Genomic DNA, 13,128 nt, shown 5'->3' with positions numbered 1-13,128 from the left:
ACGAGCGGTCCCGGCCTCGATCAGATCCGATCCGAGTTGATTCACATGAGTACCGCCCCAGGTCCCGACCGAGGCAAGGCGTATCCGGCCGAAGACATCGTCGTCACCTTCGACGGCAAACGATGCCTTCACTCGCAGGAGTGCGTACGCGGCCTGCCCGAGGTCTTCGACACCGACCGGCGGCCCTGGATCGACCCGGCGCGGGCTCCGGCCGAGCAGGTCGCGGACGTGATCCGGCGCTGCCCCAGCGGCGCGCTGCACTACACCCTCACCGGCGGGCCGCCGGAGACGCCGGTTCACCCCACCCGGGTGCACGTCGTCGCCGCCGGCCCGCTGGTGCTGCACGGCCACATCCGGATCACCACTACCGATGGCGCCCACCTGCACGAGACCCGGGCGGCGATGTGCCGCTGCGGCGCGACCGGCAACGCACCGTTCTGCGACGGCAGCGCCGGATGCGAGCTGACCGGCCGGGACTGGGGACAACGGGACGGCCCGGGCCGCCCGCCCACCGGACCGCCGGAAACGGACCCGGCCGAAACCCCCTGACCGGAACCCGCCGGCCCCGAGGACACCACGAACCCCACCGGCACCGCCGGCCCGGAAGCAACCCGGAAACGGCGGTAACCGCCCGGAAGCCGGCCGCCCCGTCGACGGGGCCATGATGTGCGGACGACCTCGCTCCTGTTCGTGTGCACCGGCAACGCCACCCGCGCGGTGATCGCGGGCGAGCCGGCCCGAATCGCCCGGCCCGATCGGCCGGTGGCCACGGCCGGCACCTTCGTGGTCGAGGGCCTGCCGATCAGTTGGCGCACCCGCAGCGCCCTCGCGGAACTCGGTCTACAGGCACCCCACCACCGCAGCACCCAGCCGACCGACGGGCACGTGGCCGCCGCCGACCTGGTGATCGCCCAGGGGTACCAGCACATCCGGTACATCCGCCGACACCACCCGCACGGCGCCGCCCGGACCGCGACGCTCAAACGCCTCGTCCGCGACCTGCCCGCCGCCGGCCCCACCGACGAACCCCTGGCCCACCGGCTCGACCGCGCCGATTTCGTCCCGTGTGCGCACGAACCGGCCGCGCCGATGCGTGATCCACTCCCTCGGTTGGGCACCCGTATACCCTCACCGTAGGCTCGACTCCCGTGAACAGCCTGCGCATGATCGACACCTGGCCCGTCGGGAAGGCCGCTGCCGCCGTGATCACCCGGGACGGGGTGGTCAAGGGCGAGCACGGCCCGGTGGACGAGCCGTTCCGACTCGCCTCGGTGACCAAGTTGCTCACCGCGTACGCGGCGCTCGCCGCGATCGAGGAGGGCGCCATCGAGCCCGGGGACGCGGCGGGGCCGCCCGGATCCACGATCCGCCACCTCCAGGCGCACACCTCGGGTCTGGCCTTCGACGAGGACCGGGTGCTGGCCGGGCCCGGCCGCAAGCGGATCTACTCGAACACCGGCTTCAACCTGCTCGGGGCCACCATCGAGAAGGCGTGCGACATCCCGTTCGGCGAGTACGTACGCCAGGCGGTCTTCGCGCCGCTGGGCATGACCGAGACCACGATCGGCGACTCCCCCGCGGCCGGCGGCGTGTCCACCGTGCGCGACCTGAGCCGATTCGCCGCCGAGCTGCTCGCGCCGCGCCTGCTCGCACCGGAGACCGTGCGCGAGGCCACCAGCGTGGTCTTCCCCGGCCTGGACGGCGTGCTGCCGGGCTACGGCACCCGACGGCCCAACGACTGGGGACTGGGCTTCGAGATCCGCGGCACCAAGTCGCCGCACTGGACCGGGACCACCAACTCGCCCGCGACCTATGGCCACTTCGGCGCGTGCGGCACGTTCCTGTGGGTGGACCCGGAGCTGGACGCGGCCTGTGTGTGCCTGACCGACCGCGAGTTCGGGCCGTGGGCCGCCGAGGTGTGGCCGGTGCTGAACGACGCGGTGGCGGCCGAACTGCGCTGATCCGCCGATTCGGCCAACCCGGCGGGCCGGACCGGCAGTTCGTCCCGGGCGCCGGCATCGCGCCGAGTCACCCCTTCGCCCCACCCGTCCTGCGCCGCCGCGGCGTCGGCGGCGCATACCGTCGAATCGTGTTGTTCTCCGTGCTCGCGGCACTGGCCGCCGCGCTCTGTTACGGCGTCGCGACGGTGCTCCAGGCCCTGGGCGCGCGGCGCACCGCGAGCGCGAGCGGGCTCGACCCCAGGGTCTTGGTCCGGGCCCTGGGTCAATGGCCCTTCGCACTCGGCACCGGACTCGATCTGGCCGGGTACGTCTGCCAGTTCGTCGCGCTGCGCGAGCTGCCCATCTTCGCCGTCGAGGCCGCCCAGTCGGCCAACCTCGCGGTCACCGCGGTGTTGGCCGTCCCGGTCCTGGGCGCCCGGCTGCACGCTCGCGATTGGGGCGCGGTCGCCGCCGTCTGCGCGGGCCTGGCCCTGCTCGGCGTCTCCGCGGGGCACGAGGGGCCCGCCCACACCCACGCCGCGTTCCGCTGGTCGCTCCTGGGCTGCGTGGCCCTGCTCGGCCTGGCCGGGTGGGGCTGTGCGCGGACGGACGAGCCATGGCGCTCACGCCTGCTCGGCCTGCTCTCCGGACTCGGATTCGGCTTGATCGCACTGGCCACGCGCGTGCTCACCGACCTGTCCCCGTCCGCGCTGATCCGCGACCCCGCCGCCTACACGCTGCTCCTCGGCGCCGCGCTGACCTTCCTGCTGTACACGGTCGCGCTCCAAGGCGGCGTGGTGACCTCGGTGGCCGCCGCGCTGGTGGTCGGCGAGACCGTACTGCCCGCCGGAGTCGGCCTGCTCTTCCTCGGCGACCACAGCCGCCCCGGCCCGTACGGACCGCTCGCGCTGACCGGCTTCGTCCTGGCCGTGGCCGGCGCGATCGCCCTCTCCCGGTTCGCCGAGGGCGAGACCGAACAGGCCCCGGAGATCGCCCGGTGAGCGGGGCGCCGGGCGACCCGAATACATGCCGACGGCTCCCGCCGACCGCGCGACGGGAGCCGATGCGAAGGGGATCCGACCATGACCGAGCAGCGCCCGATCACGGCACGATCACTCCTCGGGTTCGATGATCTGGTAGTCCAGCTCACCGATCGAGTGCGCCAGTTCGGCCGGCGTGTACACGGCGCCGTCGTAGACGAACGCCGGCTCGATCGCGGTCTCGGTCAGCCCCTCGGCGCTGGTGTCGAGCACGACGATGGCCCAGCCGATGACGGGACACAGAACGGCCTCTTCGCCGGCCTTGGTCACCTCGACGTCCCAGCCGGGTTCGGCCGGGGCGAGACTGACGACGCTGCGGCGGGTGTAGCGCATGGCGGGACTCCTCGGCTGCACGGTAACCGGCGTTCGGCACCGGTCCGAACAAGCCTATGGTGCCGGTGTGACGGTTGGGATCACGGGGCGTACGCAGCCGAATCGCCGGCCGCCGCGGACCACCCGGCGCCGACTCGTGGCGCGGTCGCGGAGTCGCTCGGGCGAGCCGGGGAAGGAGTCCAGGAATGCCCGCGCCCCCGTGCCTGTTGTCAGCCACGTACCGACACACGGACACCACGGGGCACGAACGTTTGGGAGGACGCATGGCCACGGTCGCACTGACCAAGGAGAACTTCGAAGAGGTCGTATCCGGCGACGGGCTGACCGTTCTCGACTTCTGGGCGTCGTGGTGCGGACCCTGCCGGTCCTTCGCGCCGACCTTCGAAAAGGTCTCGGAGGCGACCCCCGACGTGGTGTTCGCCAAGGTGGACACCGAGGCGGAAACCGACCTCGCGCAGGCGTTCTCGATCCAGTCCATCCCGACCGTGATGCTGGTCCGGGACGGCGTCGTGGTGTTCTCGCAGCCGGGCGCGCTCCCGGAGGCCGCACTCGTCGACCTGATCAAGCAGGCGCAGGGGCTGGACATGGACGAGGTCAAGCGCAAGATCGCCGCTCAGGGCTGACCACTTGCGCCCCGGGCGAGCCCGCAGACGCCCGGAAGCCCGTCGGACCGAGGTCCGACGGGCTTCCGTGTCGCCTGCTCCAGGTAACCGAGTCGACGAACCGGGTTACCGAACCGCCTTGCCGCACAAGCGCGATGAGGCGGTCGAGAGGGGTCCATCCACTTCTCGTGGATCCTGATTGCGCGGTGCGCGACCTGACCTCGACCGCTCCTCCGCGTCTATCCGCATCGGACCCCTCTCGTTCTCTCAAGTAGAACTCCATGACCGCCAACTTGCAAAAGTTGCTGTACACGGGCCTGCGGACGCGAAGCGGACGAGCACACGAAGCTCGGTACGGCCGGCAGACCACAAGAACCGCGAGCACCATTCACAACCTCCGCGCCCCCGGCCCTCCCGGTTCTCCCGTCGGCCGGCTCGGGGGCCCGGCCCGGCTGCCGCGCAGATGGGAGCGGAGTGTGGCGATCTCCTCCCGAAGCCCCTCGGCCAGGGTCCGGGATTGCGGGTCCGCGTGCGGGATTCGGGCGGCCACGAGGGCGAGTTGGGCGTTCTCGATCTCCCCGATCAGCACTCGCGCGGGTCGCGGGCGCGAGCCGCCGCGGGCTTGGCGGCGACCGTATCGGTGCGGCAGCAGCGCGGCCTCCTCCGGCCGGATCGCGCCGGTCGTCGCCTCCTCGGCGGCCACCTCGCGGAACCGGGCCAGGTAGTGCCGGCGCGCGGTGCGGTACACCAGCAACGCGATCGCCAGGTTCACCGCGACCTTCAGTACCGTGCCGCGCCACCCGGGCGGGAGCGGTGCGTCGAAGAACCAGTGCATCCCCATCGCCGTCATCCAGCAGCCCACCGCGACCGCCACCCGTCGGCCGAGTGGTCGGCCGTCGCGGGCGACCAGATACCCGATGCCGGTGCCGGCCACCGCGCTCATCGCCCAGTGCGAACCCCACCCGGTGATCGCCGCGCGCGCCACGAACGACGCGTCCACGGACGCGCCGGGGTCGGTCGCGCCGTCCAGCAGGATGGTGTTCAGCGCGTACAGCAGGTTCTCCATCACCTGGAAGCCCAGACCGACCAAGGCCCCGTACACCCAGCCGTCGATCGGCGCGTGGATCGCGCGTGAGGCGATCAGCGCGAGTATCAACACGCCGCACAGCTTGAGCGTCTCCTCGTTGAACGGCGCGGTCGACGCGGCACCCCATGTGTCGGCGAAGTCGACGCCCAGGGTCTTCGCCCAGATCCCGCCGAGACCGGTGTTGGCCGGGATCGCGCAGCCGGTCGCGGCGGTCATCCCCCAGCCGACACACATCAGTGAGGTCACGTGTGCGGGCGCGACCACCGGTCGGAACCGGCGGGGCAGCAGGTAGCCGACGCCGAGGGTGAGCAGGAGCAGAAAGCCCGCGAGCGCGGCCGCCGCCGGGAACACCCGGACCAGGTCGTGGTACGCGTAAGCGAGCACACCGAGGCCGAACAGGCACGCGAGCACTGCCACCGTCACGGCGATCGGTGCGAGGCGCTCGCCGGCCGGCCGGGCCCCGTCAGCGCTCACGCGGCCGCCTCGGTGAACGTCAGCGACCGCATCACGTCCCCCACCGGCAACCATTCCGGGTCGGTGGTGTCCGGCGGCGCGAGCGCGATCAGCCGGATCGCGAACGCGTCCTCGGGCCCCGGATAGATCACCGCCCGCCCGGTGTCACCGTCCCGGGTCAGCGTGCCGGCCATGCCCGGCGCCCCGGCGTCGGCGGTCACCGGGCCCGGTGGCCCGAGTCGGGCGTCCCGGTCGCCGACCCGGACCGTTTCGCGCAGCCCGCTCCACAGCGCGTCCGCGTCCTCGGCCCGAGGCAGCGAGATGTACGCGATCGACAGGTCCACGTCGCCGTGCCGCAACACGAACACTCGTGAAGGCGTGGTCGCCGCCCGGTCCAACGTCCACCCGGAGCCGACCCGAAACCACGCACGGTGGTGCTCGTCCGGCCCGACCCGAAACACGGTGCCCGACGTGATCCGCTTGTCGCCGGCGATCCACGACCCGATCAGCGGCCACCCGCCGGCGAGCAGCACCAAGACGGCGGCAACCGCAAGCGGCCCCCACCAGCGAGCCCGCCGCGGCCCGGAGCGGATGCGGGCGTCGGTCATGTCTCCAACGTCCGACCATCCCCGGGATTCCGCCCGACGAACATCGGCCGTCGGGCGGAATCGGTCCCCCGAAAGGGTTGGCCGGCCCGCCGGGGTGGTTACGCCCCGCCGCCGAACCCGACCGAAATCACAGGCCGAACTCGACCGGCGCGAGGTCGAGCGCGAAGCACGCGTCCCGCACGACGGCCTGCTCGGTCTTGTCGAAGTGGCCGTCGGCACCGCCGATGACGATGCCGATCTGGATCACCGCGCGCGCCTCGGTCGGCTTCTTCTTGACCTTGGCGATGTCCTGGAGCACGGACACCTTGCCCAACTCGAAGTCGGCGGTGAGCTTGGCCAGGTATGCCTCGAAGCGCTGCTCCAAGTCGCTCGCGGCGAAGTTGCGCAGCACGTCGTTCGTGGTGATCAGCGCGGTGACCCGCTGCCGCTCGGCCGGGTCGATGGAGCCGTCGGCCGCGGCCACCAGCGCGCAGATCGCCATGCTCGCGTCCCGGAAGCCGCCGCTCTTCAACTCGTTCTTCTTCGCCTCCAACTGCCCCTGCATCGTCTGGGCCGACTGCTTGAACTTGTCCCACAGAGCCATCGGAGTCCCCTGTCTCGCGCACACGCAGGCACGCTTCGAGCCGTTGATCTACAGACCCGTAGAAGATACCTCTCCCCCGCGGCGGTTGCAGAATCCATTCGGCAAACCCTGCCCGCCCGACGCTCGACGGGTGTCCGAAACCGCCGACAGGGGGCGTCGAGATCGATGTTGACCTCAAGCTCACTTGAACTTCTAGAGTGCCTCCACCAGCGATCATTCCCAGGGGGCACCGCACATGACCACTCAGCACACCTCCGACGCCGAACTCGCCACCCAGCCGGCCGCGTACTGGACCGGGGTGGCCTACGAGGCCCTCATCTCCTTCACCCGAGCCCGGCAAGCCGAACTCGGCTTCACCCAGCCCGGGTTCTGGTTGCTGCGCAACCTGTCGAAGAACGACCTCTCACCCGACGGCCACGGCATGACCATCCCCGAACTCCGGCAGGCCATGAGCTCTTACCTCAGGCCGGAAGACGACCTGAAGGCAGAGGCGGAAGTCCTGCTGGAGCGCGGTTGGCTCACCGACGACGCCGAGGGACGCCTGTGGATCACCGAGTCGGGCGAACAGGCTCGTGCCGATCTCAAGCAGCACGCCCCGGCCATCCGGGCCCGCATCCACCAGGGCATCGACGACGCCGACTACGTCACCACGCTGAAGGTGCTCCAGCGCATGATCCGAAACACCGGCGACACCCCGGCCTAGGGTGTGGCTTCAATCCCCCGTCGGGCTCCGCGGCGTTCGGTGCCGTGCGTCGTGCTGCTCGGCGGGGGATTGAAGCCACGCCTCAGGGCCCGGTGACGGCGCTGCGGGTCCGTGTTCGCGGTGGCTCCACGGGAACAGGCCCGAACGCACCGGTGTCGCGCTCACACCCCGCGCAGCGTCGTGGCGAAGGTGTGGTTCAGGGTGTCGGTCGAGGCGAATTCGAGGGTGCCGTCGGCCACGATCGACAGGATCGCGTCGTTGCGGGCGCAGAAGCCGGAGCTGTCCGGTCGGATACCGCCGCCCAGCACGATCCGGCCCCTGGTGTACTCCTTCAGACTCATCGGCGTCTCACACAGCACGTTGCCATATGGGTTCGTATAGGTGACCCGGCCCACCAGGTCGCCGACCTGGCCCTTGCTCAGCGTGACCGCGACCTTGAGGGGCATCCGGAGATCCGTGGGCATCGGGAACAAGCCCTCCCACTTGTGCGCGAACTCGACCGGCAGTTGCGCCGGCGACGAAACCGACGGGTTCGGCCGGTCCTTCGCTGCCGGCTTGCCCTTCTTCCCCAACCCCACGGTCGCGTACAGCGCGCCGGCCGCGACGCCCGCGCCGAACAGGAGGATCAGCGGGTACTTCCACCACAGTCCGCGCCGGCTCCCGGTCGGCGGCGCGACCGCGGCATCCGCCTGCTCGGGGGCGAGCCGGGTCTCCTGCGCCACGCGCGTGGGCTCCGCGCCCGCGATCCGGGTCGGCGCGAGGTCGTCGGCCGGTGCCGGTTCGGTCTCGATCTCCAGCAGGTCCACCGCCCGCCGGGCCATCGTCTCCACCACGCCGCCGGGCAGCCAGCCGGGCCCGAACAACACGTGCGGATTCGCCTCGGGAGCGAGCGCCGCGACGATCTGCTGCGGGGTCGGACGCAGGTCCGGGTCCTTTTGCAGACACGCCTCGATCACCAGGTGCATCGAGTAGGGCACCCGGGACAGGTTCGGCTCGTGGCCGATCACCCGGTACATGTGTGCCTGGTCGTTGCCCTCGCCGAACGGTCCGACCCCGGTCGCGGCGTGCACGAGCACCGAGCCCAGCGAGAACACGTCCCCGGCCGGGCCGACCTCCAGGCCGTTGGCCTGCTCCGGCGACATGAACGCGGGCGACCCGACGGATACGCCGGTGGTGGTCAGCGCGGTGGCGTCGGCGGCCCGGGCGATGCCGAAGTCGATCACCCGCGGGCCGTCCAGGGTGAGCAACACGTTGGAGGGCTTGAGGTCGCGGTGCACCAGCCCGGCCTCGTGCACGGTCGCCAGCGCGGCGGCGAGCCCGGCGCCCAGGGCCCGTACCGTCTCCTCGGACAGCGGCCCGTGCGTACGGACCGTCTCGTGCAGCGACGGTCCGGCGACGAACCGGGTGACCAGCCACGGCCGGGCCGCCTCCGGATCGGCGTCGAGCACCGCCGCGGTCCACGGCCCGGTCACCCGCCGGCCCGCCTCGACCTCACGCCGGAACCGCACCCGGAACTCCGCGTCGTCGGCGAGCTCGGGCCGAATCACCTTGACCGCGACGAAGCTCCCGCGCACGGAGCGGCCGAGGTACACCCGCCCCATCCCGCCGGAGCCGAGCTGCCGCAGCAGGCGATAGCCGCCCACCTCGACGGGTTCCTCCAACGCCGCCACCCGCACACCACACCCCCGTAGGAGCCGGGACACCCGCCCGAACTCCCGCCCCGAACAATACGATCACCCGAAATCCACGGCGATGACGCATCACCGCGGCGACCGTCGGAACGATCCGGCCCGGTCGGCCGAAGCTCCACCCGACGAGACGCCGGCGCGTGGTGATCGGTTCAGGGGCGGCCCGGCGTTCGGGACCGAGCCGGCGGGCGAGGCTCAGCTCGCCAGGGCGCTCTTGGCCTTCCACTGGTCGTAGCTCAACTGCCAGTTGCCGAAGCCGTTGCCGGGCGCGGTGGCCTCGGTGTTGGCCGAGCCCTTGACCACGACGGGGTCGCCGACCTGGACCCGGTTGTAGAACCACTCGGCGTCCGCGACGGTCATCCCGACGCAGCCGTGGCTGGTGTTGGCGACGCCGATGTTGGCGGTGTTCCACGCGGCCGAGTGGAAGAAGGTTCCGGAGGAGGTGAAGTGCACCACCCACGGGACGTCCGGGAGCTTGTAGCTGTCCCCGAGGCCGACCGTGGTCGAGTCGAGCGTTTCCTTGGCGTTCTTGTTCAGGATCACGTGCGTGCCACCGCGAGTGGGGAACTCGCTCGAACCGGCCGACATCTTGATCGTCTTGACCGCAACGCCGTCCTCGATCACGGTCAGCCGGTGCTTGGGCACGTCCACCTCGACGACCCGGTTCGTGCCGACCGTGAAGGTGCTCTCGTAGTCGCGGGTGAAGTACGCGCCAGGAGCACTGGCCACGCCTGCCAGGTTCGCGTTCAGGGTGATCTTCGTACCGCTCGGCCAGAACTCGCGCGGCCGCCAGTCGACCCGGTCCTTGCCGGACTGGTCCTTGGTCCAGCCCCACGAGCCCTCGACGTTCGTGGTCGTGGTGACCTTGAGGTTGCGCTCGACCTCGGCCTTGTCCTTGACCGGGTAGTCGAACATGACCGACACCGGCTGACCGACACCGAACGTGCCGCCGTTGGCCGGCCGCAGCGTGACCTTGTTCACGACGTCGGCCCGGAGCGTGCCGAACCTGCTCGTGGCGGAGGTCTCCACGCCCTTCTTGCCCCGCGTCGTGGCGGTCACCGTGTAGGCCGCGCCCGGCACGGTCCGCGTGGTCGAGGTCCAGGTGCGGCCGTCCGGCGCCACCGTGCCCTCGATCGCCCGGTTCTGCGCGTCCACGACCCGCACCGAGGCCAACGTCCCGGAGTCCGCGGTCACCGTGACCGGCTTGCCCGGCGCGACCCCTTGGGCGCCGTCCACCGGATCCACGCTCACCCGCGCCGATGTGTCCTTCGCCTCACTCTCGCCCGAGCCCGGCTTCGCCTGCGCCGCATCCGATGTCGCCGCCTTGTCGGTCCCTCCCGAGCCGCAGCCGGCGAGCAGTACGGCAGCCGCCACCAACGGCAGCGCAACCACACGAAGTCCCTTGCGGGAGCCGGATATCAGGGGCTTTCGCACGTGCTGACCTCACGAACTTGGACGATCGGGAATCCTTCAACAGTAACAATGCGGATCAATTCCCCATGCCCGCGCGCGATGTGACGGTGTCGACACCGCTTCGCCGCAACCGAGCACCCCGGCACGACGCGAGGCCGCGCCCGGGAAGGAAACCCCGGACGCGGCCTCGAAGTCGGCGATCGCTCGCGAGCGTTCCCGCCGGCCGACCGGCGGATGACGACTACGCGGCGGCGGTACGCCGGCGCGGGGCGGCCCCACCGGCGGTGGATCCACCGGTACGGGCCGAGGAGGCACCGGCTGCGGTGGACGGACGACGTCCGGTACCACTGCCGCCACCCTGGCCGGGACGGCGACCGCGACCGCGGCCACCGGCCGAGCCACCGCGACGCGGGGTCTCGGAGACCGGCGAGGAGATCACGACCGGGATGCCGGAGGGCACCTGCGCGCCGGTGACCCGGGTGAGCTCCTCGTCGCCCGAGCGGACCTGGATGGTCGACGCCTCGATGCCGGCGATCATCATCAGGCGGGCCATCTCCCGGCGCTGGTTCGGCGTGACCAGCGTCACGACGCTGCCCGACTCGCCGGCGCGCGCGGTACGACCGCCGCGGTGCAGGTAGTCCTTGTGGTCGGTCGGCGGGTCGATGTTGACGACCAGGTCCAGGCCGTCCACGTGGATCCCGCGCGCCGCGACGTTGGTCGCGATCAGCGCGGTGACGTGCCCGCTCTTGAACTGCTCCAGGGTGCGGGTGCGTTGCGGCTGCGACTTGCCGCCGTGCAGCGCCGCGGCGCGGACGCCGCTCTGCAACATCTGGCGGGTGAGCCGGTCCACCGCGTGCTTGGTGTCCATGAACATGATCACCCGGCCCTCACGCGCCGCGATGTGCGTCGCGGCGGTGTGCTTGTCGGCCTCGGTCACGTGCAGCACGTGGTGCTCCATCGTGGTGACCGCGCCCTGCGAGGGGTCGACCGAGTGCACGACCGGGTCGGACAGGAAGCGCTTGACCAGGCGGTCGACGTTGCGGTCGAGCGTGGCCGAGAACAACATCCGCTGGCCGTCCGGCTGCACCTGGTCGAGCAGCGCGGTGACCTGCGGCATGAAGCCCATGTCGGCCATCTGGTCGGCCTCGTCGAGCACCGTGATGCCGACCGCGTCCAGCCGCGCGTCGCCGCGGTCGATCAGGTCCTTGAGTCGGCCCGGAGTGGCCACCACGACCTCGGCGCCGTTGCGCAGCGAGCTGGCCTGACGGCCGATCGACATGCCGCCGACGACCGTGGTCATCCGCAGCTGGACCGAGTTGGCGTACGGCATCAGCGCGTCGGTGACCTGCTGCGCGAGTTCGCGGGTGGGCACCAGGACCAGGGCGAGCGGCTGCTTGCTCTCGGCCCGACGACCGGCGATCCGGGCGAGCAGCGCGAGGCCGAACGCGAGCGTCTTGCCCGAGCCGGTCCGACCGCGACCGAGCACGTCCCGGCCGACCAGCGCGTTGGGCAGCGTGGCCGCCTGGATCGGGAACGGCTCGGTGACACCCTGACGGGTGAGCGCGGACAGCAGCGGCTTGGGCATGTCCAGCTCGGCGAACGAGCCCACCGCGGGCAGCGACGGCGTGGTGCTGACCGGCAGCGCGAACTCGGCCACGGGACCCGCGGTCATCGGCTTGCGACGGTTGCCCGACGGGGCGCCGCCGCGGCCTCGGCCGCCACCGGAGCCGCCGCCGTAACCGCCACTGCGGCCGCCGGAGGTGCCGCCGCTGCGGCTGTATCGGTCGTTGGAACGGGGGGTGCGATTCATGGAGAACCTTCCTCGATGCGGCGCGTATCGAGGACGTCTCCGCGGCATGACGCCGCACAAGGAGTCGCAAGAACGAGCCGGACTAGCTGAAAAAGAACCGACGTGGTGACTCGGGTCACTCGCGTCGAGATAGTGCGCAACGGTCGGGCGCCTGCCGAAGAGCGGCGGCCGATGTGCCGGACCGTGCGAGGCCGCGCGACGAGGTCGCGTCGGGCAGGGTCCTGATCGGCGGACATGGGGCGTCCGCCTGGGGTGGTGCACCGTGGCCTTCCCGATCGGAAGGACCGTCGCCCCGTAGGGGCCGCCGGCCACGGGAAGGGCCCGCACCTTGCGGCGCGGGCCCTCGCTGCGCGGCCGGAGCCACGCCCATGAGACAGGTCAGACGATGTTGATGTTCTCCGCCTGCGGGCCCTTCTGGCCCTGCGTGACGTCGAAGGAGACCTTCTGGCCTTCCTGCAGCTCACGGAAGCCCTGAGCGTTGATGTTCGAGTAGTGGGCGAAGACGTCGGGGCCGCCACCGTCCTGCTCGATGAAGCCGAAGCCCTTTTCGCCGTTGAACCACTTCACGGTGCCAGTAGCCACGTATCTTCCCCTTCGGGGCAGTACCGGGATCTCGCACCCTGCGAGACCCGAATCGTTGCTGATTACCCCGCCCGGAGTTGGACACCGGAAAAACAAAAGTGCACCTGTTGGCTACAACCAGCAGGCGCACAGAAAATTCCATGGGAACCACAGCAGCAATTAACGTTAGCACGCCGGACGGCCGAGCCGGCGGGATCCCCTCGATCTTGTGCCGGCCGCGCACTCGGACACCGGGTGCGACCATGGACGCTCCGCCGGCCCCCCGGCCGACCTCCCAACCATCCGA

General features: G+C 71.2%; 14 protein-coding genes. 6 read left to right on the top strand and 8 right to left on the bottom strand.

Annotated elements, in window-relative coordinates:
- Positions 1–45 precede the first annotated feature (45 nt).
- The 4 genes from A3IC_RS58235 (at position 46) to A3IC_RS0134635 (ending at position 2,941) form a co-directional block, all read left to right on the top strand.
- The gene (locus tag A3IC_RS58235) at positions 46–549 is read left to right on the top strand and encodes a (4Fe-4S)-binding protein (RefSeq protein WP_020554673.1); all 504 of its coding nucleotides are present in this window, start codon (positions 46–48) and stop codon (positions 547–549) included.
- A 117-nt stretch (positions 550–666) separates the two neighbouring features.
- Complete coding sequence (locus A3IC_RS0134645) at positions 667–1,137, top strand: arsenate reductase/protein-tyrosine-phosphatase family protein (protein ID WP_020554672.1); 471 nt, start codon at positions 667–669, stop codon at positions 1,135–1,137.
- Positions 1,138–1,148: 11 nt separating this feature from the next.
- Entirely contained in the window at positions 1,149–1,961 is an 813-nt protein-coding gene (locus A3IC_RS0134640; protein ID WP_020554671.1) for a serine hydrolase domain-containing protein, read from the top strand.
- Positions 1,962–2,089: 128 nt separating this feature from the next.
- Complete coding sequence (locus tag A3IC_RS0134635; protein ID WP_026219082.1) at positions 2,090–2,941, top strand: hypothetical protein; 852 nt, start codon at positions 2,090–2,092, stop codon at positions 2,939–2,941.
- Between the two features lie 111 nt (positions 2,942–3,052).
- Here A3IC_RS0134635 and A3IC_RS0134630 read toward each other — a convergent pair whose 3' ends face one another.
- On the bottom strand, positions 3,053–3,313 hold the full coding sequence (locus A3IC_RS0134630) for a hypothetical protein (RefSeq protein ID WP_020554669.1): 261 nt from the start codon (positions 3,311–3,313) through the stop codon (positions 3,053–3,055).
- A 185-nt stretch (positions 3,314–3,498) separates the two neighbouring features.
- Between A3IC_RS0134630 and trxA the strand changes: the two genes are divergently transcribed.
- Positions 3,499–3,936 carry a thioredoxin gene (gene trxA, locus A3IC_RS0134625; protein WP_079026860.1) on the top strand — a complete coding sequence of 146 codons (438 nt, stop codon included), beginning with the start codon at positions 3,499–3,501 and terminating at the stop codon, positions 3,934–3,936.
- Between the two features lie 367 nt (positions 3,937–4,303).
- On the opposite strand, the gene A3IC_RS63040 is transcribed toward trxA, so the two are convergent.
- From A3IC_RS63040 to A3IC_RS0134610, 3 genes are all read right to left on the bottom strand, one after another.
- On the bottom strand, positions 4,304–5,476 hold the full coding sequence (locus A3IC_RS63040; protein WP_020554667.1) for a PrsW family intramembrane metalloprotease: 1,173 nt from the start codon (positions 5,474–5,476) through the stop codon (positions 4,304–4,306).
- The gene (locus tag A3IC_RS0134615; protein ID WP_020554666.1) at positions 5,473–6,063 is read right to left on the bottom strand and encodes a hypothetical protein; all 591 of its coding nucleotides are present in this window, start codon (positions 6,061–6,063) and stop codon (positions 5,473–5,475) included. Before A3IC_RS0134615 ends, A3IC_RS63040 begins: the two co-directional genes overlap by 4 nt.
- 127 nt (positions 6,064–6,190) lie before the next feature.
- Entirely contained in the window at positions 6,191–6,646 is a 456-nt protein-coding gene (locus tag A3IC_RS0134610; RefSeq protein ID WP_020554665.1) for a tellurite resistance TerB family protein, read from the bottom strand.
- Between the two features lie 235 nt (positions 6,647–6,881).
- Here A3IC_RS0134610 and A3IC_RS0134605 point away from each other — a divergent pair, with 235 nt between their 5' ends.
- Positions 6,882–7,349: a hypothetical protein gene (locus A3IC_RS0134605; protein WP_020554664.1), complete on the top strand. Its 468-nt coding sequence runs from the start codon at positions 6,882–6,884 to the stop codon at positions 7,347–7,349.
- A 161-nt stretch (positions 7,350–7,510) separates the two neighbouring features.
- Here the strand turns inward: A3IC_RS0134605 and A3IC_RS70285 are convergent, their stop codons facing one another.
- From A3IC_RS70285 to A3IC_RS0134585, 4 genes are all read right to left on the bottom strand, one after another.
- Positions 7,511–9,019 (bottom strand): serine/threonine-protein kinase, encoded by a 1,509-nt coding sequence (locus tag A3IC_RS70285; RefSeq protein ID WP_052173947.1) that lies wholly within the window; start codon positions 9,017–9,019, stop codon positions 7,511–7,513.
- Positions 9,020–9,232: 213 nt separating this feature from the next.
- On the bottom strand, positions 9,233–10,471 hold the full coding sequence (locus tag A3IC_RS58220) for a L,D-transpeptidase (RefSeq protein ID WP_052173946.1): 1,239 nt from the start codon (positions 10,469–10,471) through the stop codon (positions 9,233–9,235).
- Positions 10,472–10,691: 220 nt separating this feature from the next.
- Positions 10,692–12,260 carry a DEAD/DEAH box helicase gene (locus A3IC_RS0134590; protein ID WP_020554661.1) on the bottom strand — a complete coding sequence of 523 codons (1,569 nt, stop codon included), beginning with the start codon at positions 12,258–12,260 and terminating at the stop codon, positions 10,692–10,694.
- Between the two features lie 378 nt (positions 12,261–12,638).
- Entirely contained in the window at positions 12,639–12,842 is a 204-nt protein-coding gene (locus tag A3IC_RS0134585) for a cold-shock protein (protein WP_020554660.1), read from the bottom strand.
- Positions 12,843–13,128 lie beyond the last annotated feature (286 nt).

It is taken from the genome of Embleya scabrispora DSM 41855 (genome assembly GCF_000372745.1).
In the GTDB taxonomy this organism is placed as follows: domain Bacteria; phylum Actinomycetota; class Actinomycetes; order Streptomycetales; family Streptomycetaceae; genus Embleya; species Embleya scabrispora.
This window is presented reverse-complemented; position numbering and strand designations above follow the sequence as displayed.

Excerpts from the sequence above, each read along its gene's own strand:
- A3IC_RS58235 (WP_020554673.1), top strand. The coding sequence starts at position 46 with ATGAGTACCGCCCCAGGTCCCGACCGAGGCAAGGCGTATCCGGCCGAA.
- A3IC_RS0134630 (WP_020554669.1), bottom strand. The coding sequence starts at position 3,313 with ATGCGCTACACCCGCCGCAGCGTCGTCAGTCTCGCCCCGGCCGAACCC.
- trxA (WP_079026860.1), top strand. The coding sequence starts at position 3,499 with ATGCCCGCGCCCCCGTGCCTGTTGTCAGCCACGTACCGACACACGGAC.
- A3IC_RS0134615 (WP_020554666.1), bottom strand. The coding sequence starts at position 6,063 with ATGACCGACGCCCGCATCCGCTCCGGGCCGCGGCGGGCTCGCTGGTGG.
- A3IC_RS0134610 (WP_020554665.1), bottom strand. The coding sequence starts at position 6,646 with ATGGCTCTGTGGGACAAGTTCAAGCAGTCGGCCCAGACGATGCAGGGG.
- A3IC_RS0134605 (WP_020554664.1), top strand. The coding sequence starts at position 6,882 with ATGACCACTCAGCACACCTCCGACGCCGAACTCGCCACCCAGCCGGCC.
- A3IC_RS0134590 (WP_020554661.1), bottom strand. The coding sequence starts at position 12,260 with ATGAATCGCACCCCCCGTTCCAACGACCGATACAGCCGCAGCGGCGGC.